The 23,485-nt window shown below is 64.3% G+C and carries 22 protein-coding genes; 7 read left to right on the forward strand and 15 right to left on the reverse strand.

Features of this window, described 5'->3' with window-relative positions; all coding sequences use genetic code 11:
• Window positions 1-107 precede the first annotated feature (107 nt).
• The 3 genes from HMI58_RS01015 to HMI58_RS01025 all read left to right on the forward strand — a co-directional run bounded on the left by HMI58_RS01015 (window position 108) and on the right by HMI58_RS01025 (window position 2,693).
• Complete coding sequence (locus tag HMI58_RS01015) at window positions 108-755, forward strand: hypothetical protein (protein WP_171617851.1); 648 nt, start codon at window positions 108-110, stop codon at window positions 753-755.
• Between the two features lie 309 nt (window positions 756-1,064).
• A complete protein-coding gene (locus HMI58_RS01020) occupies window positions 1,065-1,682 on the forward strand; it encodes a nuclease PIN (protein ID WP_171617852.1) in 618 nt (205 codons plus the stop codon).
• The gene (locus HMI58_RS01025; RefSeq protein WP_171617853.1) at window positions 1,683-2,693 is read left to right on the forward strand and encodes an inorganic phosphate transporter; all 1,011 of its coding nucleotides are present in this window, start codon (window positions 1,683-1,685) and stop codon (window positions 2,691-2,693) included.
• Window positions 2,694-2,823: 130 nt separating this feature from the next.
• On the opposite strand, the gene pstB is transcribed toward HMI58_RS01025, so the two are convergent.
• The 4 genes from pstB to pstS all read right to left on the reverse strand — a co-directional run bounded on the left by pstB (window position 2,824) and on the right by pstS (window position 6,967).
• Window positions 2,824-3,603: a phosphate ABC transporter ATP-binding protein PstB gene (gene pstB, locus HMI58_RS01030; RefSeq protein WP_171617854.1), complete on the reverse strand. Its 780-nt coding sequence runs from the start codon at window positions 3,601-3,603 to the stop codon at window positions 2,824-2,826.
• A 28-nt stretch (window positions 3,604-3,631) separates the two neighbouring features.
• Window positions 3,632-4,735 (reverse strand): phosphate ABC transporter permease PstA, encoded by a 1,104-nt coding sequence (gene pstA / locus HMI58_RS01035; protein WP_171584983.1) that lies wholly within the window; start codon window positions 4,733-4,735, stop codon window positions 3,632-3,634.
• Window positions 4,735-5,682, reverse strand: coding sequence for a phosphate ABC transporter permease subunit PstC (gene pstC, locus HMI58_RS01040; RefSeq protein WP_318779102.1), 948 nt, complete (start codon window positions 5,680-5,682; stop codon window positions 4,735-4,737). Before pstC ends, pstA begins: the two co-directional genes overlap by 1 nt.
• Window positions 5,683-5,842: 160 nt before the next feature.
• A complete protein-coding gene (pstS, locus tag HMI58_RS01045; RefSeq protein WP_171584982.1) occupies window positions 5,843-6,967 on the reverse strand; it encodes a phosphate ABC transporter substrate-binding protein PstS in 1,125 nt (374 codons plus the stop codon).
• A gap of 268 nt (window positions 6,968-7,235) precedes the next feature.
• Between pstS and HMI58_RS01050 the strand changes: the two genes are divergently transcribed.
• The 3 genes from HMI58_RS01050 (at window position 7,236) to disA (ending at window position 11,050) form a co-directional block, all read left to right on the forward strand.
• Window positions 7,236-8,363: an FUSC family protein gene (locus tag HMI58_RS01050; RefSeq protein ID WP_171617855.1), complete on the forward strand. Its 1,128-nt coding sequence runs from the start codon at window positions 7,236-7,238 to the stop codon at window positions 8,361-8,363.
• A gap of 72 nt (window positions 8,364-8,435) precedes the next feature.
• Entirely contained in the window at window positions 8,436-9,812 is a 1,377-nt protein-coding gene (gene radA / locus HMI58_RS01055; protein WP_171584980.1) for a DNA repair protein RadA, read from the forward strand.
• Between the two features lie 161 nt (window positions 9,813-9,973).
• Entirely contained in the window at window positions 9,974-11,050 is a 1,077-nt protein-coding gene (gene disA / locus HMI58_RS01060) for a DNA integrity scanning diadenylate cyclase DisA (RefSeq protein WP_171584979.1), read from the forward strand.
• A gap of 50 nt (window positions 11,051-11,100) precedes the next feature.
• Here disA and HMI58_RS01065 read toward each other — a convergent pair whose 3' ends face one another.
• A complete protein-coding gene (locus HMI58_RS01065; RefSeq protein WP_192476222.1) occupies window positions 11,101-11,817 on the reverse strand; it encodes a hypothetical protein in 717 nt (238 codons plus the stop codon).
• Window positions 11,818-11,903: 86 nt separating this feature from the next.
• On the opposite strand from HMI58_RS01065, the gene HMI58_RS01070 reads away from it, so the two are divergent.
• Window positions 11,904-12,851 carry an A/G-specific adenine glycosylase gene (locus HMI58_RS01070; protein ID WP_171617856.1) on the forward strand — a complete coding sequence of 316 codons (948 nt, stop codon included), beginning with the start codon at window positions 11,904-11,906 and terminating at the stop codon, window positions 12,849-12,851.
• 9 nt (window positions 12,852-12,860) lie between these two features.
• Here the strand turns inward: HMI58_RS01070 and dhaM are convergent, their stop codons facing one another.
• From dhaM to lysS, 10 genes are all read right to left on the reverse strand, one after another.
• The gene (gene dhaM / locus HMI58_RS01075; protein ID WP_171584977.1) at window positions 12,861-13,604 is read right to left on the reverse strand and encodes a dihydroxyacetone kinase phosphoryl donor subunit DhaM; all 744 of its coding nucleotides are present in this window, start codon (window positions 13,602-13,604) and stop codon (window positions 12,861-12,863) included.
• The gene (gene dhaL / locus HMI58_RS01080) at window positions 13,601-14,257 is read right to left on the reverse strand and encodes a dihydroxyacetone kinase subunit DhaL (RefSeq protein WP_318779103.1); all 657 of its coding nucleotides are present in this window, start codon (window positions 14,255-14,257) and stop codon (window positions 13,601-13,603) included. Before dhaL ends, dhaM begins: the two co-directional genes overlap by 4 nt.
• Window positions 14,258-14,259: 2 nt before the next feature.
• A complete protein-coding gene (gene dhaK, locus HMI58_RS01085) occupies window positions 14,260-15,261 on the reverse strand; it encodes a dihydroxyacetone kinase subunit DhaK (protein WP_171617858.1) in 1,002 nt (333 codons plus the stop codon).
• Between the two features lie 284 nt (window positions 15,262-15,545).
• A complete protein-coding gene (locus HMI58_RS01090) occupies window positions 15,546-15,728 on the reverse strand; it encodes a CsbD family protein (RefSeq protein WP_171584974.1) in 183 nt (60 codons plus the stop codon).
• 85 nt (window positions 15,729-15,813) lie between these two features.
• A complete protein-coding gene (locus tag HMI58_RS01095; RefSeq protein ID WP_171617859.1) occupies window positions 15,814-16,362 on the reverse strand; it encodes an amino-acid N-acetyltransferase in 549 nt (182 codons plus the stop codon).
• 27 nt (window positions 16,363-16,389) lie between these two features.
• Window positions 16,390-18,492, reverse strand: coding sequence for a prolyl oligopeptidase family serine peptidase (locus tag HMI58_RS01100; RefSeq protein WP_171617860.1), 2,103 nt, complete (start codon window positions 18,490-18,492; stop codon window positions 16,390-16,392).
• A 177-nt stretch (window positions 18,493-18,669) separates the two neighbouring features.
• Window positions 18,670-21,177, reverse strand: a complete 2,508-nt coding sequence (locus HMI58_RS01105; RefSeq protein WP_171617861.1) for an ATP-dependent Clp protease ATP-binding subunit — start codon at window positions 21,175-21,177, stop codon at window positions 18,670-18,672.
• A 131-nt stretch (window positions 21,178-21,308) separates the two neighbouring features.
• Window positions 21,309-21,629, reverse strand: coding sequence for an Lsr2 family protein (locus HMI58_RS01110; RefSeq protein ID WP_171584970.1), 321 nt, complete (start codon window positions 21,627-21,629; stop codon window positions 21,309-21,311).
• Window positions 21,630-21,760: 131 nt separating this feature from the next.
• Entirely contained in the window at window positions 21,761-21,955 is a 195-nt protein-coding gene (locus tag HMI58_RS01115) for a hypothetical protein (protein WP_171584969.1), read from the reverse strand.
• The gene (gene lysS / locus HMI58_RS01120; RefSeq protein WP_171617995.1) at window positions 21,948-23,411 is read right to left on the reverse strand and encodes a lysine--tRNA ligase; all 1,464 of its coding nucleotides are present in this window, start codon (window positions 23,409-23,411) and stop codon (window positions 21,948-21,950) included. The genes HMI58_RS01115 and lysS overlap by 8 nt, the downstream gene beginning before the upstream one ends.
• Between the last annotated feature and the right edge of the window lie 74 nt (window positions 23,412-23,485).

The raw sequence follows: 23,485 nt of genomic DNA on the forward strand, positions 1-23,485 counted from the left end.
ACCGCGTCGACAATCTGACGTACCCGGACTGGAGGGCGGTTGGACCGAAAGAGGCCCTCCGGTGGGGATGCTGGCATGGAGGGAAATGGCAGGAGTATCCTCAGTTCATGAGCGGTAACTACAGGAACCAGAGTCCGAGGCACCACAAGCCCAAGCCGTTCGCGCCGCTGGACTTCGAGGTTTTTGCTGGCGGTGCCGACCCCTCACGGGTGTCGGAAGCCGCCCACCTCTCGGCGCACGCCCTTGTCCACCACGGGAGGCTTTCCGAGGACCCCGAGGTGACCCAACGGCTGGTTGAACTCGCTGACCAGCAGGGGCTTGAAGCTATCGCCGAGATGTGGGCCGAAAGCCCAGCACGATCCCTTCCCGGCGCCCTGTGGAGGCTCTACGCGTTGCGCGCCGCTACCCAGCAGAATCCCGAACGCATCGCCTCCTACTTCAAATCGGGCAAGGACGTGGCCCAGGTTTCCAAAGTGATAGCTGGCGTGGCCGAGCCACCCGGCGCTGAGGAAGTCCAGTCGATGGCCGACACGATTCTCTCCGGCGCGTTTGAAGGGGAGTTCGACGTTGCACTGGAACGCTTCGCCGCCTTCTGCCGGGTCATCGCGCTCGGCCAGACCCATCACGCCGACGACGCCGAACCTACCAACGGGGTCCACGCCGCAAAGTTGACCCGCAACTCCCAACAGCTGATCAAGACGGCTGAGGATCTTGAGCACGCCGCCGCTTCCTGGCGGCGAGGCGAGCTGGACTAGGTCAGCTCCCGGAGCGTCAATGTTGACATGTGCGCCCCGGAGGAGAAAACTGAAAGTGGTGTCGGACCGTGGAACCCCCGGGCTTCAACATTTAGCCGCTTCGAGCGGCCTTCCGCCGAGAGGCGCTCCCGGTTCGGCACCATTTTTGCGCCCTGCGGGGCGCCACCGCCCCGCCTGATCGGCACTGTTGGCCGAGAGTGCTGGCAAAAATGAGCGGTGGCTGGCCTGTCGGTTATTCTTAGGCAGCAACCCATCGTCCTTGGGCAGCAAACCGACAGTCATGATGCCCCGCTAGGTTAGGTAGCCCACGTGAAGCTTCGCCTCTTTCCGCAGGAGGACGCCGGACTGGTGCTGCTCTCCGACATGGCGCAGCAGCTCGTGCTGGGCGTTCGCACCATGTCGGGGATTCTGGGGGCGGCGACGCGGGACTACGATCTGCTGGCCGAGGAACTGCACCAGCATGAAGCCAACTCGACCGACCTGCACTTCGCACTTCTCACCTCCATGCGCAGCAGCTTCGTCAACCCGCTCCCACGGGAGGACCTGTACGCGCTGTCGCGGCTGTTGAACGAGGCAATCGAGAAACTCGATGGTGCCGCGGAGCTCATCGCGCTGTACCAGCTGAGCAAGCTGAGCCGCCGAGCCACAGAGCAGCTTGAGGTCATTACCCGTCAGGCGGAACTGACCGCGGCGGCGATGAAGCGCCTCAACTCCATGGACGATCTCGAGGAGTACTGGATCGAGATTCTCCGGCTCGCAAAGCGCGCCGAACGTACCCACCGGATCTGGTGCTCCGAACTCCTTAACGACCACAAACCCCTGGTTTACGCCCGCCACCGCGACGTCGCCAACCAGTTGGTCGACGTCACCAAGGACATCCGCAAGGTGGCAACACACGTGGGCAGTATCCTCGTCAAGGAATCGTAGGTGGAGCTGTTCCTCCTGGGCATCGTGGTGGTGCTGGCCGGTGGCTTCGCATTTCTCAACGGGTTCCACGACGTTTCCAACTCGGTGGCGACCGCCGTGCGCACCCGCGCCCTCACACCCAGCGTCGCGGTACTACTGGTGGCGCTGTTCAACCTGATCGGCGCTCTGCTCGGCACCGGCGTTGCCCTGCTCTTCACCGGTGACGCCATCCGGTTACCCCCTGGCAGGGTTGGCCTCGGAATCCTGATCGCCGCCCTGATCGCAGCACTCAGTTGGGGTCTTTTCACCTGGTATCGGGGCAAGCCGTCGTCGTCCACCCACGCCCTGATTGGCGGACTGATCGGCTCCGGCGGAGCGTCAGCCCTCATGGGCGGGGAATCGATTGCCGATTCCGAACGGGTGTTCCTGCTGCAGATCGCGCTCCCGCTGCTCCTCTCCCCGCTGGTGGCATACCTGCTGGCCTATCTAGCGGTGTTCCCTGCCATCTGGCTCCTGCGGTACAGCCCGCCGCGGAAGGTGAACTCGGGTAGCCGGATGGCACAGTCAGTCCTGGCCGGCGTGTTTGCCCTGGGTCACGGGCTCCAGGACGGGCAGCGCACCATGGCGGTAGTTGTCCTGGCCCTGGTGGGCAGCGGCGTCGCAACCAGCTCGGACATTCCCCTGTGGGTGCAAATCTTCGCCGCGGTGCTGCTTGCCACCGGGTCCCTGTTCGGGGGGTGGAGGATCACCCACACCCTGTCGCACCGGCTGGTCCGGGTCGACCCGCTGCGAGGCATGACGGCGCAGGGAGTTTCCTCAGCAATGCTTTTTGTTGGGTCCATCTCCCTGTCGATGCCCCTCTCGAGCACCCACACCATGACCTCGGCCATTCTCGGGGCCGGCGCCAACCAGCGATTCCCGACAGTTCGCGGCCGTGAAGTGGTCAAAGTGCTGCTCGTCTGGTTCTCGACGGCGGCCGTGACCGCCTTGATCGGCGGAATCCTCTTCCTGGCGATGAGCCCGCTGCTCTAGCCGCTCTCCACCCGGTTCGCTGGCCCGTGGGACAAGGAAACGGCCCCGAGGTCCAGACCCGCCGATTGCAACCGGCGAGCCTTGCCCCCAGGGCCGCTTCTGTGACGATCAGGCCGGCACGTCGGACGGGTCAGCCAAACCGGCCCGAGACGTAATCCTCGGTGGACTTTTCCTTGGGCATGTTGAAGATGTCAGCCGTGTTGCCGTACTCGATCAGCTTCCCCGGCTTGCCCGTCGCTGCAATGTTGAAGAAGGCCGTCTTGTCGGAAACCCGGGCCGCCTGCTGCATGTTGTGGGTGACGATCGCCACCGTGTAGTCATTCTTCAGCTCGTTGATCAGATCCTCGATAGCGAGGGTCGAGATCGGGTCGAGGGCCGAGCACGGCTCATCCATCAGGATCACCTCAGGCGACACCGCAATGGCGCGGGCAATGCACAGGCGCTGCTGCTGGCCGCCGGAGAGACCGGAACCCGGACGTGCGAGGCGGTCCTTGACCTCGTTCCACAGGTTGGCTCCACGAAGCGACTTCTCCACCAGAGCGTCCGCGTCCGACTTGGTGATGCGCTTGCTGTTGAGTTTCACGCCGGCCAGCACGTTGTCCCGGATCGACATGGTGGGAAACGGGTTGGGCCGCTGGAAGACCATGCCGATCTGGCTGCGCACGTGCACGGGATCGACGGCGTCGTCGTACAGATCGTCACCGTCGAGCAACACTTCTCCCTCGACCCGGGCACCCGGAATCACCTCGTGCATCCGGTTCAGGGTGCGCAGGAAGGTCGACTTGCCGCAGCCGGACGGGCCGATGAACGCTGTGACTGAACGGGCTTCAATGGTGAGGTTCACATCCTCCACGGCTAGGAATTTGCCGTAGTAGACGTTCAAGTCCTTGACGTCGATTCGCTTAGACATCTAAATCCTTCGGGTTGTACAGCGCCGGTCAGCGGCTGGTTTTAGGGGCGAACATCCGAGCGATCAGGCGGGCTGCCAGGTTCAGCATCATCACCAGGATGATCAGAACCAGGGCTGCAGCCCACGCCCGCTGGATGCTGGGGTCGGTGCTGGTCGGCGAGGTGGGGGTAATGATCTGGTAGTAAATGTACGTGGGCAGGGTGCTCATCCAGCCACCGAACACATCAAGGTTGATCCCGCGGGCGAAACCGGCGGTCACCAGGATGGGGGCCGTTTCGCCGATGACCCGGGCGATCGCCAGGGTGACTCCCGATGCAATACCGGAAATGGCGGTGGGGATGACCACCTTGGTGATGGTCCGCCATTTCCTTACCCCGAGCGCGAAAGACGCCTCCCGGAGCTCGTTGGGGACGATCTTCAGCATCTCCTCAGTGGAACGCACCACCACCGGGATCATCAACACGGACAGTGCGGCTGCCGCCACGAAGCCGGTCCGGGTACCCGGGCCGAAGATCAGCCCGAATAGCGCTGCGGCGAATAGTCCCGCCACGATGGAGGGGATGCCGGTCATCACGTCGACGAAGAAGGTGATCGCGCGACTGAGCGGACCGCCGGTGGAGTACTCGACCAGGTAGATGGCGGCCAGCAGGCCCACGGGGACCGAGATGATGGTGGCCCAGAGGGTAATCTGCAGGGTCCCGAGGATTGCGTGATAGGCGCCGCCGAGTACCGGGGTGCCCTCGGCCACCGTCTGGTTGTCGATGGCACCGGTGAGGCCGTTCATCGAACGGAACAGGAAGTCGCTGGTCATCCCGGGCAGGCCACGTTCCAGGACGGTCCAGATGACCGACAACAGTGGCAGCACGGCGACGATGAACGCACCGTAGATGAGGTAGGTGGCCAGCCGGTCCTTGGCCTTGCGACTACCCTCTACCGCGCCGGAAGCGGCCGTCCCACCGACGACGAAGAAGATCGCGGCGAAGAGGCTCATGGTGACCAGGCTGAAGCCGAGGAGGGCCGAGAAAGCCGCGCCGAGGATCAGTGCGCCGGCGAGGACAGCCCAGATTGCCCACCGGGGAAGCTTGTTCTTGGTGAACTGGGACGGACGCCGGGTCATGGTTGCATTACTCATTAGTTGGCACCTGAGAATTCCTTGTGGCGGCTGATGATCCACCGGGCGATCACGTTGACCGCGAGGGTGATAACGAAGAGCACCAGGCCTGCGGCGATGAGTTCACTGAGCCGAAGCCCGAATGCTTCGGGGAAGTTGAGCGCGATCTCGGCTGCGATGGTCTGGTTGCCGGTCTGGATGAGGCTGGCATTCAGAGCGCCGCCAGAGAGGACCAGCGCCACTGCCATGGTCTCACCGAGCGCCCGCCCCAGCCCGAGCATTGCGGCACTGATGATGCCCGGCCGTGCGAAGGGCAACACCGACATCTTGATCATTTCCCACCGGGTGGCGCCGAGCGCCAGTGACGCTTCCTCGTGGAGTTTGGGGGTCTGGAGGAAAATCTCGCGGCTGAGCGAGGTGATGATCGGCAGGACCATGACCGCGAGGACTATCCCGGCGGTGAGGATGGTCCGGCCGGTGTTGCTGGCAGGTCCCTCGAAGATGGGGATCCAGCCCAGGTTATTGGCCAGCCAGTCATAGGTGATTGCCAGCTGGGGGGCGAGGACCGCGTAACCCCACGCGCCATACACCACCGATGGGATGGCTGCGAGAAGGTCGATCAGGTAGCCAAAGCCCTGCGCTAGCCTGCGGGGTGCGTAGTGCGAGATGAACAGCGCGACGCCGATGCCGATCGGCGTCGCAAGAATCAGTGCGATGGTCGCGGCGATTACCGTACCGATGACGATCGGCCAAATGTAGGAGAAGAACCCGTTGCCTCCGGAGATCTCACTCGGGTCGGCGGCGAACGTGGGCAGGGCCTGTCCGAGCAGGAAGATTGCCACACTGAACAGCACGGCGAGGATCAGGCAGCCAGCCAGGAGGCTGGCTGTGGAAAATATCTTGTCCCCTGATTGACCGCTGTCGCCATCTCTGCGCAACGTGTTGGGAGACACCGTCTTCGTGGACACTAATGAACCCTTCGGTGCTGGTACTGGGTTGTTCCTGCTTCGGTTGCCAAGAGTGGGCGTCGTCAGCGGTGGGTGAGGTAACTGCCTACCAGCCTAATGGCTGGGCGCAAAGGACAACCCCGCCCGGTCGATGAGGACCGGGCGGGGCAACCGGAGCGTGCTAGGAGGCAACAGCGATCGAGTCGATGGCGGCCTGCGCCTGTTCGCGCAGTCCCTCGGAGATCGGTGCGTTTCCGGCCGAGTCGGCCGAATCGCCCTGCCCATCCTCGCTGATGACGTAGGAACCGAAGGCCTTGACCAGGTCGACCGTCTCCTGATCAGCGTAGGTGGTGCAGTAGACGTGGTAGGAGATCAGCACGATTGGGTAGGCACCCGACTCGGTGGTGTCCCGGTCGAGGTTGTAGGACATATCTACCTCGGGGGCGCCTTCAACCTCTGCGGGCTCGGCAACCTCTACCGCCAGTGAGGCTGCTTCGGAAGTCAGCGCGACGTACTCCTCCCCAACTTCCACCAGCACCTGGCCGAGGTCGCCGACAGCTGAGGCGTCCGTATAAGTGATTGCGCCTTCGGTGCTGGTGGTGGTGGAAACCACTCCGTTGGTGCCCTGGGCGTTCTCTGCGACGATCTCGGCTGGCCAGTCGCCTGAGACCTCGTCGGTCCACACGTCTGGGGCTGCGGCGGCGAGGTAATCAACGAAGTTCTCGGTGGTGCCCGACTCGTCACTGCGGTGAACAACTGTGATCGCCTGGTCGGGGAGCTCCACGCCTTCATTCTGGGAGGCGATCGCCTCATCGTTCCAGTTGGCAATGTCACCGCGGAAGACCGAGGCGATGGTCTCGGCGTCCATGTTCAACTCGTCGATGCCCGGCAGGTTGAAGGCCACAGCGATCGGAGCAATATAGGCCGGAATGTTGAATGCGCCGTCGGGACCGCACACCTCGACTGCTGCCGCATGCTCTTCTTCGTCCAGGTACGCATCGGAACCGGCGAACTGGGTTCCACCGGCGAGGAAGGCTTCCCGACCGGCGCCCGATCCGTCCGGGGCGTACTGAACTGTGGCGTCGGGGTTGGCTTCCTGGAAGCCGTTCTGCCAGGCGGTCATCGCCGCGCCCTGAGAGGAAGCGCCAGACCCGGTCAACGTGCCGGTGACCGTGCTCTCTGCCGAGCCGTTGTCCCCGGTGGCCTCTGCCGGCGTGTCGGTTGCACTGTCGGTGCCGCAGGCGGTCAATGCGAGCGCGGCGACGGAGATTACTGCCGCTGCGCGGCCAAAGCGAAGAACCTTCACTTGATGTTGCCCCTTCCAGGGAGTCGAAAAACCGGTGCTCCTGAGCACCTTTGAAGCCGGAGCTTTCTAACAGTCCGGTTTGCGTACCTACTCAAGCTAGGGGCGTCAGGTAAAGAGACTGACTGACGAAGGTGAACGGAATATGAACGAAAAACGTACATTTCTGATCTGGCTGCTCTGCCGTATTGCCATAACGCCTTCGGTGGTGTTCGGATCGAGGACGACCGGTTGACGTAACGCATTCGGGAACGGGGCTAGGCTGGGTTCCATGCCGCGGCCCCCACTCACCTCGCGCGCCCGCTCCTTTCTTCGCAACCGGACACGGGTAGGTTTCCGGCGCAGCGCCAACTCGGTGATCCCCGCCATCCAGATGACGGTCTGCGCGGTCGGCGCGTACGTGTTCGCCGAACGGGTGCTGGGGCACAGCGGCCCGCTGTTCGCTGCAACCTCGTCGATGATCGCCCTCGGCTTCACCCGCGATCCCCGGCTTCGCCGGGTGCTCGAAGTGGGGCTGGGCTGCACCCTCGGCATCGCCCTGGGTGATGTGCTGCTGGCGCTGTTCGGCACTGGGATCTGGCAGGCCGCCGTCGTGCTCTTCGTTTCGATCCTGCTGGCCCGGTTCCTGGACAGCGGCACCATCTTCACCACACAGCTGGGCCTGCAGTCGCTGCTGGTGGTGTTGCTGCCCGCGCCGGACGGCGGTCCGTTCACGCGCAGCGTTGACGCGATCGTCGGGGGCCTCTTCGCCCTGGTGATAGTGGTGCTGGCGCCGAAGGATCCGCGGAAAGAGCCCAAGACCAATGTGCGGGAGCTGCTCGGCGAACTCTCGGACGTGCTGAGGGAATCGGCGACAGCGCTGACCCGCAGCGACCCGACACTCGCCTGGCACGCCCTGATCAAGGCACGGAACTGCCAGCCCCTGATGGAAGGGCTGTCCGGGACCATGGGAGCGGCCCAGGAGGTGGCGCGGCTCTCCCCCGCCTACCGCCGGCACCGCCTTGAACTGGGCGAACTCAGGGGGTCGATCGAGTCGATCGACCTCGCCGTCCGGAACAGTCGCGTGTTCACCCGGCGGCTGACCTCGGTCATCAATCATGCGGCGCTTACCGACGAGGCAGTGCAGGAGCTCTCACAGGTCATCGAGGACACCGCCGACGCCGTTGACGTGCTGGGGCGTGCCCTCTCCGCGTCCGGTGCGCAGGAACGCGATCTGTCCCTCCGCCAGGCGAGGGAAGACCTTGCAGCCGTTGCCACCATGCTGCACCCGAAGCTGCTGGGCATCCAGCGGCTCGAAGGCGAAGGGCTGGTCCTGCTGTTCCGCCCGCTGATCGTCGATCTGCTGGAAGCGACCGGTCTGCCCCACGACGAGGCCGCCGGGTACCTGCCCCGACTGTGAGCCTGGTCAAAGCCGGCCGGACCGTGGTGTTTGTGCCGGTGACTGTCACCGGCCGCCGGTACGTTAGAGACCATGGCAACAAAGACAGCACGTCCGGCACGCACCTCTGCCCCCGCCTACCGCTGCGGCGAATGCGGGTGGACCACCGCCAAGTGGGTTGGCCGGTGCGGGGAATGCCAGGCCTGGGGGACAGTCGAGGAAACCGGCCAGGTGGTGGCACGGACGACGGCAGCAGTCACTGTCGCTTCCCCCGCCCTGAGGATCTCGGAGATCGATGCCAGTGCTGCCTCCTACCAGCCCACTCAGATCGGCGAATTGGACCGGGTGCTCGGTGGCGGGCTGGTGCCCGGGGCGGTGATCCTGCTCGCCGGGGAACCCGGGGTGGGCAAGTCCACCCTGGTGCTCGACGTTGCGGCACGGGTTGCCCGGCTTGGCAAGGATGTCCTCTACATCACCGGTGAAGAGTCCTCAGCCCAGGTGAAGCTGCGGGCTGAGCGGATCGGGGCACTCGCCGAAACCCTCTACCTCACAGCGGAGTCAGATCTGGGCCAGGCTCTCGGTCAGGTGGAGCGGTTGTCACCGTCCCTGCTGATCGTCGACTCCGTGCAGACCCTGAGCAGTTCAGCGGTGGACGGCACGGCGGGTGGCGTGACCCAGGTCCGGGAGGTGGCGGCGTCGCTGATTGCCGCAGCGAAGACCCGCGGCATGACCACCATCCTGGTGGGTCATGTCACCAAGGACGGCTCGATCGCCGGCCCCCGCCTGCTGGAGCATCTGGTGGATGTGGTGTGCCAGTTCGAGGGTGACCGGCACTCGCGGCTCCGGCTGATGCGGGCCATCAAGAACCGCTACGGGCCCACCGACGAGGTGGGGTGTTTCGACCTCACCGAGACCGGCGTCGAAGGTCTCGCCGACCCGAGCGGACTTTTTGTCTCACGCACCAAGGACCCGGTGTCCGGCACCTGCATCACTGTGACCCTTGAGGGACGCCGGCCGCTGCTTGCCGAGGTGCAGGCCCTGCTTGCCGAGTCCTCGAACTCCCAGCCCCGACGCGCCACCAGCGGGCTCGACAGTTCACGGGTGGCAATGCTGCTGGCGGTATTACAGCAACGCGCGTCGTTGAGCCTGCACAAGGATGACAGCTATGTGGCGACGGTCGGCGGGGTCAAGCTCAGCGAGCCGGCCACCGACCTCGCGGTTGCGTTGGCGATCGCTTCGGCGAAGACGAACCAGCCGCTTGCCGCGCGGCTGATCGCATTCGGCGAGGTGGGGCTTGCCGGTGAGGTCCGGCCGGTGCCGGGGATCGCCCAGCGCGTCCAGGAGGCGGAGCGGCTCGGATTCACTCACGCGGTGGTGCCAGCCTCCCCCAACGGGCCCGGCAAGGTCCCCGCAGGTTTTACGGTCCATGAGGTCTCAACCCTCACCCAGGCCCTTGAGTTGCTGTTCTAGGAAAGGCCATGACCAACCGTTACAAATTTGCGCAGTCAGCCGGTATCCGGGTTTAGGCGGCGTTCCCACTAGGATTGGAACGGCTGCGCTGGTGCCTGCGCGGCAGGGCCTTGCACATCCGGATTCCGGCTGGCAAAGCCGGTAGCCGGAAGGAAGTGGCAATGGTTCGCAGCCCAGAGGACGCGTTGAAGGCCACCCTGGCGCGCGTTGCGCCCGGCACCGCACTGCGGGATGGACTGGAGCGCATCCTTCGTGGACGCACCGGGGCACTGATTGTGCTCGGTTTTGACCGCACGGTGGACTCGATCTGTTCCGGCGGGTTCGACATTGGGATCACCTTCTCTCCCACCAGGCTGCGGGAGCTCGCGAAGATGGACGGTGCGATCGTTTGCGACAAGGATGCGAGCAATATCCTGCGGGCCGCCGTGCAGCTGGTCCCGGATCACACCATCGACACCCAGGAGTCGGGGACACGGCACCGGACCGCTGAGCGGGTGGCGATCCAGACCGGACTCCCGGTGATCTCCGTCAGCCAGTCAATGCAGATCATCGCCCTGTACATCAACGGCCTCCGGCACGTGCTGGAAGGCTCCGAGCCGGTCCTGGCACGAGCCAACCAAGCCCTCGCCACACTCGAGCGTTACCGTGCCCGTCTGGACCAGGTCACCGGGTCCCTATCGGCGCTGGAGATCGAGGCAATGGTCACGGTGCGCGATGTGGCTGTGACACTGCAGCGTCAGGAAATGGTCAGGCGGATTTCAGAAGAAATCTCGCAGTATGTGCTGGAGCTCGGGGTCGACGGCCGGTTGCTGACCCTGCAGGTTGAAGAGCTGACCACCGGGTTGGGTCCGGGCAGTGAACTGGTGCTGAGGGACTACCTGGACCTGGAGGTGCCGACCCTCGTCGTGGAGGAGCAGCTCGCCAAGCTGCAGGCGTTCAGCTCCACAGAATTGATCGATCTGGGCACCATCGCGAGCGTTGTCGGATTCAACCCGTCGATCGACTCACTCGACGCGGTAGTCCAGCCCAAGGGTTTCCGTCTGGTCTCAGGCATCAAGGCGGTTCCGCCCGCCGTCGCCAACCGGCTGGTTGACCATTTCGGGGGCCTGCAGAACCTGATGGCCGCGAACATTGATGACCTGATGGCAGTGGACGGTATCGGCGAGCAGCGGGCACGCACTGTCCGCGAGGGGCTATCGCGGATCGCCGAGACGAGCCTGCTCGACCGCTTTATGTAGTTGGCCGGTCCGTCAACGCCGCCGATTCTCGTGAAGGCGACGCGCGGACGCTACTGCAGTTCGAATGTTGAAACCTCGCTGGTCCGGCCCCCCAGGGACACCGTCAGGTCATAGGAACCCGGGGCCGGTGTCGCTTCGACCGTCTCGCAGCCCGGTACGCTGCGGATCCGTTCCCAAGTGAAGTTCGCTTCCTCCGAACCGCCCGCCGGGATCTCGCGGATGAGATCCTCTGCTCCCTGCTGGCAATCCACTGAGGAGAAGATCCTGTCGTCTCCGCTGGTGATCAGGAACTCCATCTGTGAAGTGCCCACATTGACCGGGCAGGCCTCGTCCCCAGTGTTGGAAACCGTCAGCGTAAGCACGGGGTTCTGCTCCGGCTCGTAAGCCTGGGCATCGGTGGAGGCAGCGACCTCCACTTCGGCGTCCGCGCAGGCGCTCTCGGTCGGGGAGGGCGAAGCCGATGGCTCTTCGGTTGGCCCCGCAGTCTCGGCGGGCTCGGTCGGCTCGGTCACCTCAGAAGTAGGGCTCGCGGGTGCAGAGGACGGCGCGACTGTGGGGGCGGATGACGCGTCGTCGTTCTGGGCGCCGCCGATCAGTCCGGCAATCACGATTCCGGCCCAGACCAGGGCCCCCACCACGAGGAGGGCGAGGATCAGCACGGCAACTCTTCGCCGACGATAGACCCGGCGGCTGACCCGCGGCGTGCCGGAGGGCCGGGGTGCGCCGTCCTGCGGCCCGCCCCGCGAAGTACCCCCCTGCGAATCCATGCCTTAAGGCTAGGGACCCGGGCACCGGATACCTGTCACACCACGCCGGTCAGTACAGTATTGATGGTCAACTATCAGGAGGGTCAATGGATCCGGTGTCACCTGCGCGGCTGCATCAGCGCATCATCGAGTGGTTCGATGCCGAGGCCCGGGACCTACCGTGGCGCGGGCCCACCCGCACCCCGTGGGCAGTGATGGTCAGTGAATTCATGCTGCAGCAAACCCCGGTGGTACGGGTGCTGCCGGTGTTCACCGCGTGGATGTCCCTGTGGCCCACCCCTGCTGACCTGTCGGTTGCAGGCCCAGGGGAGGCAGTACGGAACTGGGGCAGGCTGGGATATCCACGCCGCGCCCTGCGGCTGCATGGAGCCGCCCACGCGATCGTTGAGCACCATCGCGGGGAAGTTCCCGACACCTATGGCGAGCTGCTCAAGCTACCCGGGGTTGGCACCTACACCGCTGCGGCGATCGCGGCATTCGCCTTCGGGAAGCGGGAGACAGTGGTGGACACCAACATCCGCAGGGTCCACGCCCGCCTGGTCGGCGGCGATGCGTTACCCGCGCCAGCCCTCACAGCCGCCGAGATGCGGCGTGCCGCGGGGCTGATGCCCGACGACGACGCCCGTTCCGTGCGCTGGAACGCTGCGGTGATGGAGCTTGGTGCGCTGGTGTGCACCGCTCGGTCCCCGAAATGCGGGCAGTGCCCAGTGCTTGAGAGCTGCGCGTGGGTCGCAGCCGGCCGCCCGGAACCGCTGTATGTGCCCAAGGGCCAGGCGTGGGCGGGGACCGACCGCCAGGTGAGGGGGGCGATGATGGGCGTGCTCCGGGACGCGACCGGCCCGGTGGTCCGGGAGCTGCTCGTCGCTGAGCCAGTGGACCTGACCCCCGATGGCGGGAACGGCCCCGCTGTATCGTCGCTGATGAAGCTGCACCGGCTTAACGCGCCCACGGACCAGCTTGAACGGTCACTTACCGGTCTGGTGAAGGACGGCCTGGCGCGTGAAACTCCTGAGGGGATTGCACTCCCCCGCTGACGTCTGTGCTTACCCGGCAGCCAACTCCCCGAATCCGCTGGTAACTTCACTGCCAATCTGGTCGATCGCTTTCTGGGCATCCGGACCGGCGGCAGACGCCGTGAGGACCTTGCCCTGACCCAGCCCCAGGCTCATCAGGAGCATCACCGACTTTGCGTCGACGCCGTTCACACTTACCTCGGCATCCAGTTCGCTCATCATTCGGGCGAGGGTGGCAGCGGGCCGTGCGTGCAGCCCCATCGGATTCGGCAGTTCCCACGACCCTTCAACCGGTTCGCCGCCGGGTGCGGGGCCCTCCTGCACCTCTCCAGGAGCAGCGGCGGCGTGGCTGACGAAAGGTTCAAGGGCAACCGGATCCAGGGCCACGACTGCTGCCTCGGCGGCTCGGACCACCTGGTCGGCATCGGCACCGGTCTGCGCTTCGACGGCCGCGGCGACCGCCCCCTCGACCAGGGCGGCGCGGGCCAACCGCACCCTGCCCCGTTGGTCACTGTCCAGAAACTCCAGGGCCATCTCAGCGGTCATCACGGCTGAGCCCAGGTCAGTCAGCACCACCACCCCTGCGCCGCTGTCCGCGGCTGAAATCGCTGTCAGTACCTTCTCGAAACTGGTGCCGATCCGCGGCGCCCCTCCCGCGTCCTCGACCCCGCCGGCGGGCACCAGTTCGACGTCGGCCGCCATCTGCCGGGAAAGGTCACAGACCCCCTCGGCGATCTTCGAGCTGTGGGAGACGATGACCAGGCCCACGTTCACGGCTGACCTCCGGCAGCATCGACTGCTGCCTGCAGGATCAGCCCGGTGGAGACGGCGCCGGGATCGAGGTGCCCGGCACTGCGTTCGGCGAGGTAGCTCGCCCGTCCTTTCCGGGCAATCAGTGGCTCGGTGGCGGTCGCCCCGGCGTTGGCGGCGTTCGCTGCGGCCGCAAGCACCTCAACCACTGACGCTCCCGCCATTGCCGCCGTGCCCGCCGCCTCTGCGGCAGGAGTCCACGCATCAACCATCGTCTTGTCACCCGGCTCAGCCTTCCCTCGGGCTACCACCCCGTCCCGGGCTGCGGTCAACAACCCGACAACATCGTCGGGGCCAATCCGCTCGGTATCTCCCAGCGAGGTGGCGGCCCGCAGGAACGCCGTCCCGTACAGCGGGCCGGCGGCTCCTCCGACCGAGGACATCAGGGTCATCGCGGCGAGTTTCAGCAGCGCGGCCGGGGTGCCTGAATCAGCCCCGTCCAGCTTCGCCAGGACAGCCGAAAAACCACGGTCCAGGTTTTCCCCGTGATCGGCGTCGCCGATCGCACGGTCCAGGTCGATGAGTTCCTGGCGGTGTTCGCCGATCACCCGCGCACTTTCCCGCAGCCAATCCGCCACCCATGCCGACGTGAGGGTGTCAGCAGATTCTTCGGCCACCCCTAAACCCCCCAGCGGAGTGCGGCGGTCCGGACCGGGGAGTCCCATAGTTGGACCATCTCGTCGTCCAGGCGCAGCACGCTGATCGAGGCGCCCTGCATTTCCAGCGCCGTGATGTAGTTGCCCACCAGTGAGCGTTCGACGACGATCCCGCGTTCCTCCAGCAACTGGCGGGCCCGGCGGTAGACGATGTACAGCTCGCTGGCCGGAGTGCCGCCCATCCCGTTGACGAACAACAGGACGCGCTCACCGCTGCCCACCCCGAGGTCTGAAAGAATCGGCTCCATCAGCCGATCAGTGATCCCGTCGGCAGGCTCCATCGCGATCCGGTGCCGGCCCGGTTCCCCGTGGATGCCAATACCGATCTCAATCTCCTTGTCGGTGAGCTCGAAGCTTGGCCGGCCGGCATGCGGGACGGTGCAGGCCGCCAGCGCGACGCCCATTGACCTGACATTGTCGATGACCCGCTGGGCTACCTCGGCCACGACGTCAAGGGTGTCGCCTCGCTCCGCTGCGCCACCGGCGATTCGCTCGACCAGGACCGTCCCCCCAACACCACGACGGCCCGCGGTGTACAGCGAATCCTCGACGGCGACGTCGTCGTTCACCAGGACCGACCGGACAGTGATTCCCTCTGCCTCGGCCAGCTCCGCTGCCGTCTCGAAATTGAGGACATCCCCGGTGTAGTTCTTGACGATATGCAGCACACCCGCGCCACCATCGACTGCAGTGGTGGCGGGGAGGATCTGGTCGGGTGTCGGGGAGGTGAACATGGCGCCCGGCACTGCGGCGTCGAGCATTCCCATCCCTACGTACCCGGCGTGCAGGGGTTCATGACCACTGCCGCCGCCCGAGACCAGCCCCACCTTCCCTTGGCGGGGCGCGTCACGACGCGTGATGAACAGGGGATCCGAGTGAATACTCACCAAGTCTGCGTGCGCAGCCCCGAATCCTTCCACTGACTCGGTGACCACCTGTTTAGGGTCGTTGATTAGCTTTTTCATGACGGCTCCTCAGTGAACGGACATGCAATTCTCTTGGGTGGACGGGCCCGCCGGACCTGCTGGGCTTGACTGAACCCTACCCTCAGCCCAACTACTTGCCTATAGGGGTAACTACTGGTTTAGCTCCGGCGCAGGTACTGGTTTATGGGGGCCTCTACCCGGCCGTTTAACTGACTGTGGGAGGGGCCCCGGGCTGAAACAGCCCGGCCCCTCCCACAGCGAGAATCCTCGATTTGGCTTCCGCTGACTATCGACAGTCTTGCGGATACCGGCGCGGACCAGAACTAGCGGTTGTCACCCTTGAAAGCGTCCTTGATGTTCTCGCCAGCGTTCTTGATGTCGCCCGAGGCCTGGTCCTTGTGACCGTCGGCTTCCATCTTTTCGTTGCCGGTGAGCTTGCCAACACCTTCTTTGATCTTGCCGCCCAGCTTCTCGCCGGTGTTTGCTGCCTTGTCGTCTGCACCCATAGTGTGACCTACTTTCGCTCGGTTGGAACCCGGTTTCGGGACCCGCTTTTCGCATCGTCATAGATGCCAAGCTCCCTTAGCTTATCTATCCCCCGGCCGGGATGCCACCTTTACCGCCAGCTGATCCCCCGAGCTGACGGATCATCCGGGTATTGCCAAGTGTGTTTGGTTTGACTCTGGCCAGGTCGAGGAACTCCGCCACGCCTTCGTCGTGGGAGCGGAGGAGCTCCGAATAGACTGCCGGGTCCACAGCTGATTGATCCGCCATCACCTGGAATCCCCGGCGTTGGAAAAACTTCACCTCGAACGTCAGGCAGAAGACACGTTCGACGCCGAGGTCGCGGGCGTCGTCGAGCAGCCGCTCCACCAACGCGGTGCCAATGCCGCGGCCCTGCGCGGCACGCGACGTGGCGAGGGTGCGGATCTCCGCCAGGTCCTCCCACATCACGTGCAGGGCGCCGCAGCCGAGGACGCCGTCGTCGTCCTCGGCAATGCGGAACTCCTGCAGACCCTCGTAGTAGGCGACCGTCTCCTTGGCCATCAGTACCCGGTTGTCGGCCAACGGTGCCACCAGCGCCTTGATTGCAGGGACGTCGGCGGTACGGGCGGGCCGGATCCTGAAGGAAGAATTCACTAGGGAAGTCTAGCGGCGCTGGCGCCGCTACAGGCCGAGCTCGCGCGGAAGCTGCAAATCCCTGCCCAGCAGGTGGTGCGCCAGGAAGTGCTCAACAACCCCGTACCAGACCTTCGCGTGCTGCGGTTTGAGGATCCAGTGGTTCTCGTCGGGGAAGTACAGGAACCGGTGCTCGGTCCTGCCTTCCTCGTCGACCGCCAACTGGGATCTGGACAGCAGTTCGTACCAGAGCCGCAGGCCCTCCCCGATGGGAACCCGGTAGTCCTTGTCGCCGTGAATCACGAGCATCGGGGTGGCGATGCGGTCGACGTGGTGGTGGGGTGAGTTCTCCGACGCCATCTTCGGCGTCATTTCCTTTTCCCAGTAGTACGACGCGTCAGTGGTCGGCCCGAACTGGTCAAGGGCCCACAGGCTGGCGTGCGTGACGATCGCGGTGAACCTGTCGGTGTGCCCGGCGATCCAGTTGGCCATGTAGCCGCCGAAGGATCCACCCATCGCCGCGGTGCGTGTCTCGTCGATGTCGGGGCGGGAGACGACGTCGTCGGTGGCGGTCATCAGGTCGGTGTAGGGCGCCTTGCCCCACTGACCCCAGCCCCGGTCGATCATGTGCTGCCCGTACCCGGTCGACAGGGCGGGGTCAGGGAGGAGCACGGCGTAGCCTTGGGCTGCGAGCAGCCAGGGGGACCAGCGCCAGGTCCAGGCGTTCCAGGAACCGAGCGGGCCGCCGTGGATCCAGAGCAGCAGCGGTGCCGGCTTGGATGCACTGGCGTCGGTCGGGAGGACCAGCCAGGATCCGATCCTCTGGCCGTCCTCGGCAGTGGTCTCCACCCGTTCCAACCGCCCCGGGAGTGCTGGCCGCCCCACTGGTCCGGTCAGTGCCACTACCGTCGAGTCGGACAGGTCAATCCTGACGACCTCGGCGGGGAACTCGTAGGAGCTGCGCAGCGCATAGGCTGTACCCCCATCGGGCGATAGGACCACGTTGGTGTAGGAAGCACTGTCCTGGGTCACCCGGGTCACCTCCCCGGAAGAGACAGCGATCCTGAACACGGGTGACGCGCCCTCCTCGTCCGCGGTGGCGAGCAACGCGCTGCCGTCCGGCAGCCAGGCCGCAGGAGATGGCCAGCGGTCCCAGTCGGTGGCGAGTTCGGTGAGCTCGCCGCCCGCAACGGGAAGCAGGCCGAGAGTCTGCTGCGCGGACACGCTGGCAGTGGTCCGCCGGGCGCGGTGAACCACCAGGGTGGTCCCGTCCGGGCTGACCGGCCCAGGAGAAAAGTCATAGCCTGGGTCGTCGAGAATGATGGTTCGTTCGCCCGTCTGGACCTCGATGCGCGCCAGGACGCTGCGGAGGCCACCGAGTCCCGTCGGGACGCCCAGGGAGGTTATCACCACCGACCCGTCAGGGCTGATCACCTGCTGGCCGTTGCGGAGCGCCTGGCCCGCCCCGGTCGTGAGATCACGAAGCTGGGCCTGCGTGCCCGCCTCGACGGTTGAGGGAAGGACCGCATCCGAACCGTCACTTTCGAGCGCGAAATAGCGGGGCTCGGCTGGTCCCAGGTCGGCGTCCCAGTAGCGGACCGGGTAGCCGGAGTGCAGGATTGCTGCCACCGACGCGTCCTTGCGAACGGTCCGCCGTTCGCCGTCGTCGGCCTCGTCGGTCGAACCGGCGAGAACATCGGCGATGACGACTGCATTCTCGGCGTTCTGGGGGGTCAGAATGCCGCTGACCCCTCCGGGGCGGGAGAGCACCACCCGCGCCTCGCCACCGGCCGCGGGGAGCCGCCACAGCGAGTTGGAGGGATCCTTGCCCGCGTCCGGGCCATTGCTGTCCGGGTCGGGCCGCGTGGAGGTGAACAGGAGGTCCCCGCCGGCAAGGAATGCTGCCCCCGATTCGCCTTTGCTGCTGCGGGTCAGGCGCGTGGCAGGCTTTTCACCCGTCGGGTCGAGCTCCCACAGTGCCGTCTTGTATTCGGTCGCCTTCTGGTTCAGTGTCGCCACGGTCGTGACCAGGCGGGAGCCGTCGGGTGAGAGCACCAACCCTCCCAGCCGGGGAACCGCGATGAAGTGATCCAGGTCGTGGAAGGGGGTCTCGGGCAAAGCGGGGGTGTTCGGAGCCGATTCGGAAGTCATGACCTATCTGTATCACCCCATGTGGCGTGGTTCACAGGAACTTCTCTGAGAGAGTAATCGGTTGCTTCAGGCCACAAGCCTGTCTAACCAGTGGCGGTCCCACAAACGAAAAGGCCCCTGGCCGGCACTTTCGTGCCGGCCAGGGGCCTACAACGTGTCCCAAGGGACTGACTGAACCTACTCGGGGACTGTGGCCTCAATCGCTGCCGGAGCGTCCTCAAGCTCCTTCGGAGCCCCGTGGCCGATGAAGGTGAAGCGTGCTTCGTCTCCCTCGCCCTCAACATCAACCGAAACCAGTTCGCCGGACTTGAGTTCTCCAAAGAGAATCTTCTCGGAAAGCTGGTCCTCGATCTCGCGCTGGATGGTGCGGCGCAGCGGCCGGGCACCCATCGATGGGTCGTACCCACGGGTAGCCAGCAGAACCTTCGCCGCGGGTGTCAGCTCGATGCTCATACCCTTGTCCGCCATCCGCTTGCCCAACCGCTCCAGGAACAGGTCGACGATCTCGACGATCTCGTCCTGCGTGAGCTGTGGGAACACCACCGTGTCGTCAACACGGTTGAGGAACTCGGGGCGGAAGTGCTGCTTGAGCTCCTCGGTCACCTTCGCCTTCATCCGGTTGTAGGTGGTGGTGGTGTCGGTGCCGGACTGGAAACCGGTCATGACGCCCTTGGAAATGTCCCGGGTACCCAGGTTGGTGGTCATGATGATGACTGTGTTCTTGAAGTCCACCACCCGCCCCTGGCTATCGGTCAACCGGCCATCTTCCAGAATCTGGAGCAGCGAGTTGAACAGATCGGCGTGGGCCTTTTCGACCTCGTCGAAGAGCACCACCGAGAACGGACGGCGCCGCACCTTTTCGGTAAGCTGTCCACCCTCTTCGTAGCCGACGTATCCCGGAGGGGCACCGAAGAGGCGTGACACCGTGTGCTTTTCCGAGTACTCGGACATGTCAAGGGTGATCAAGGCGTCTTCGTCGCCGAACAGGAATTCAGCTAGAGCCTTGGCCAGCTCGGTCTTGCCGACACCCGTGGGGCCAGCGAAGATGAACGAACCGCCCGGCCGCTTCGGATCCTTCAGGCCAGCACGTGTCCGACGGATTGCCTGCGAGATGGCCTTGATGGCGTCATTCTGGCCGACCACTCGCTTGTGCAGCTCATCTTCCATCTTGAGCAGCCGTGAAGATTCCTCTTCCGTGAGCTTGAAGACGGGGATGCCGGTGGAGTTCGCCAGCACCTCGGCAATGAGTTCCTCGTCCACCTCGGCAATGTCGTCGAGGCCGCCGGACTTCCACCGGCGCTCCTTCTCCATCCGCTCATCGTGGAGTTTCTGCTCCTTGTCGCGCAGCGAGGCGGCTCCTTCGAAGTCCTGCGCATCGATCGCCGACTCCTTCTCGCGCTTCACGTCGGCGATCCGCTCGTCGATCTCCTTCAGCTCCGGCGGTGCGGTCATCCGACGGATGCGCAGCCGTGCACCGGCCTCGTCAATCAGGTCGATTGCCTTGTCCGGCAGGAACCGGTCCGAGATGTAGCGTTCGGCCAGGGTAGCGGCCGAAGACAGTGCCTCGTCAGTGATCGATACGCGGTGGTGTGCCTCGTAGCGGTCCCGCAGACCCTTCAGGATCTCGATGGTGTGAGCCACTGACGGTTCCTGTACCTGGATAGGCTGGAAGCGCCGTTCAAGGGCAGCATCCTTCTCGATGTGCTTACGGTACTCGTCGAGAGTGGTGGCACCGATGGTCTGCAGTTCCCCGCGGGCTAGCATCGGCTTCAGGATCGACGCGGCGTCGATGGCTCCCTCGGCGGCTCCTGCCCCGACGAGGGTGTGGATCTCGTCAATGAACAGGATGATGTCTCCACGGGTGCGGATCTCCTTGAGTACCTTCTTCAGGCGCTCCTCGAAATCTCCGCGGTACCGGGAGCCTGCGACAAGCGAACCGAGGTCAAGCGTGTAAAGCTGCTTGTCCTTGATGGTCTCGGGTACGTCTCCGCGGACAATTGCCTGGGCGAGTCCCTCAACCACTGCTGTCTTGCCGACACCGGGCTCACCAATCAGGACAGGGTTGTTCTTGGTGCGGCGCGACAGCACCTGCATGACGCGTTCCATTTCCAGGGCGCGTCCGATTACCGGGTCGAGTTTGCCCTCGCGGGCTGCCTGGGTGAGGTTACGCCCGAACTGGTCGAGGACAACCGATCCAGCCGGCGTCCCTTCCTGCTGCTGGCCGCCGACGGAAGCCGGCTCCTTGCCCTGGTAACCGGAGAGCAGCTGGATGACCTGCTGGCGGACACGGTTCAGGTCAGCGCCAAGCTTGACCAGCACCTGGGCTGCCACACCCTCACCCTCGCGGATGAGGCCGAGCAGGATGTGCTCGGTGCCAATGTAGTTGTGGCCGAGCTGCAGGGCTTCGCGCAGGGAAAGCTCGAGGACCTTCTTGGCCCGTGGGGTGAATGGGATATGGCCGGACGGAGCCTGCTGGCCCTGGCCGATGATCTCCTGGACCTGTTCACGGACGGCGCCGAGGGAGATGCTGAGGGACTCCAGCGCCTTTGCGGCGACGCCTTCTCCCTCATGGATGAGACCGAGCAGGATGTGCTCGGTGCCGATGTAATTGTGGTTGAGCATGCGGGCCTCTTCTTGGGCCAGCACAACAACACGACGGGCGCGGTCGGTAAATCTCTCAAACATGGGGCACACTCCTAGCTAACGCGTAATTCGATGCTACGTGCCCTGCACGGGCTTTTGGAGCGTGTTCGCCACAGGCGAGATATCACACCCACCTGAGGCTGCGCCCCTAAGGGACGCAGCCTGGTGACTCTTTAGCGTTGCGCGGCGCGGTACGCTTCGACGATTTCGCTGTTGACACGGCCTCGAGCCGAGACGTTGTAACCGTTGGCGCGTGCCCATTCACGAACCTGGGCTGCCTCCTGGTTTCGACCGGGCGTAGCTACGCGCGCCTTTACCTGGCTGCTTCGACGGGCGCCGGAGACGTAATTACTCAATGCGCCGCGAAGTTCTTTCGCGTGTGATTTTGAAAGATCAATTTCATACTGCACGCCATCAAGTCCAAAACGTACAGTTTCATCCGCTTCTCCACCGTCGAGGTCATCGATCAGGAGGATCTTTACTTTTTGTGCCACGGGTTGCTCCTGCGTTTTTTGTGGTGAATTGTTATGTCCACCTAATTATGTGCCTGTCGCACACTAATCGTCAAAGCACAGGACAAAGAAGACGTTTACAAACTTTTGTCGGAATACGTGCAGAACTGCAGTCACCGGGACGGTTCGGGCCGGTCCTCATCAGCGGGCGCAGCGTTTCCCTCAAGCTGTGCCTGCGCCTGCTGTTCATCAGCCCTGGCCATTGCCTCGCGTTCGGTGCGATCTGCGTTGAAAATTGAACGCATGACAAAGTAAAAGATCAGTCCTACCGCTATCGACGGCAGCAATACTGCAACATACTCAAGCACGACTATCTCCAACCGGTTTCAGAATGGGAAAGAGGATGGTCTCCCGAATACCCGCATTGGTGAAGAGCATCACCAGGCGGTCGATGCCCAGACCGATTCCACCCATGGGCGGAGCCCCGTACTCCAGCGCCCGCAGGAAGTCCTCGTCGAGCTGCATCGCCTCATCGTCACCGGCTGCTGCCTGACGCGACTGTTCGACCAGACGTTCGCGTTGGATGACCGGATCGATCAGCTCCGAGAATGCTGTCCCTCGTTCCATGCCGCCAATGATCAGGTCCCACGCCTCAATGAGGTGGGGATCCTTTCGGTGGGGCCGGGCGAGGGGCTGGGCCGAGGGCGGGTAATCATAGACGAAGGTCGGCTGGATCAGAGTCGGTTCCACCAATTCCGAGAACAATTCAAGGACCAGCTTCTCGCTGTCCCATTCCGGCGCAACCGGAACCTCGTTCTTTTCAGCAATAGCCCGCAACTGATCACTCGTGGTGGCTGGCGTGATTTCCTGCCCCACCACCTCCGAAAGGCCCGGGTACACCCCGAGCCACCGCCATTCGCCGTCGAGGTCAATGGTTCCGGCCTCGGTTTCAATGGTCCGCGAGCCAAGAAGGTCGGCACAATTCAGAATGATTTCCTTCATCCGCTCGGCCATTCCAAACTGATCGGTGTACGCCTCGTAGCACTCCAGCATGGTAAATTCCGGGCTGTGCGTGGAGTCAACGCCCTCATTCCGGAAAATACGACCGATCTCATAGACCCGATCTATTCCTCCCACGACTGCCCGCTTCAAATACAGCTCAAGCGCGATGCGGAGCGTCATTTTTTGGTCAAAGGCGTTCAGGTGGGTTTCAAACGGTCGTGCAGCAGCGCCACCATGCACCAACTGGAGTATTGGTGTTTCCACTTCAATATATTCAAGCGAGTGCAATGTTTCCCTGATTGAGCGCACGATCGCTGCGCGCGTGCGCACCATCTCCCGGGCTTCTTCACGCACCATGAGGTCGACATAGCGCTGCCTGACCCGGGTCTCTTCGTTGACCCCCGCGTGCAGGGTCGGCAGCGGGCGGAGTGCTTTCGACGCCATCGACCACCCGTCGGCCATGACCGACAGTTCTCCCCGCTTGGAACTGATCACCTCGCCATGAATCGTGACGTGGTCGCCGAGGTCCACCAGCGCTTTCCAGTCGGCGAGGGACTGTTCCCCGATTTCGGCCAAGCTGAGCATGGCCTGCAGGCGGGAACCATTTCCCTCCTGAAGGGTGGCGAAGCAGAGCTTTCCGGTGTTGCGAACGAACACGACCCGCCCCACCACCGAGACAATCTCACCAGTGGTTTCCTCGGCTTCCAGATGACCGAACTCGGCACGCAGCTGTGCCAGGGAATGCGTACGCTCCGGCTTGACCGGGTAGGCCTCTTCGCCGCGTTCGATCAGGCGTTCACGCTTCTGGATGCGGATGCGCATCTGTTCGGTGGTCTCGTCGGCGTTGCCCACGCCATCATTCAGGACGGGGTCTACTGCGGTGCTGGAATTATCTG

The organism is Arthrobacter sp. 147(2020), assembly GCF_013116715.1.
GTDB lineage: Bacteria > Actinomycetota > Actinomycetes > Actinomycetales > Micrococcaceae > Arthrobacter_D.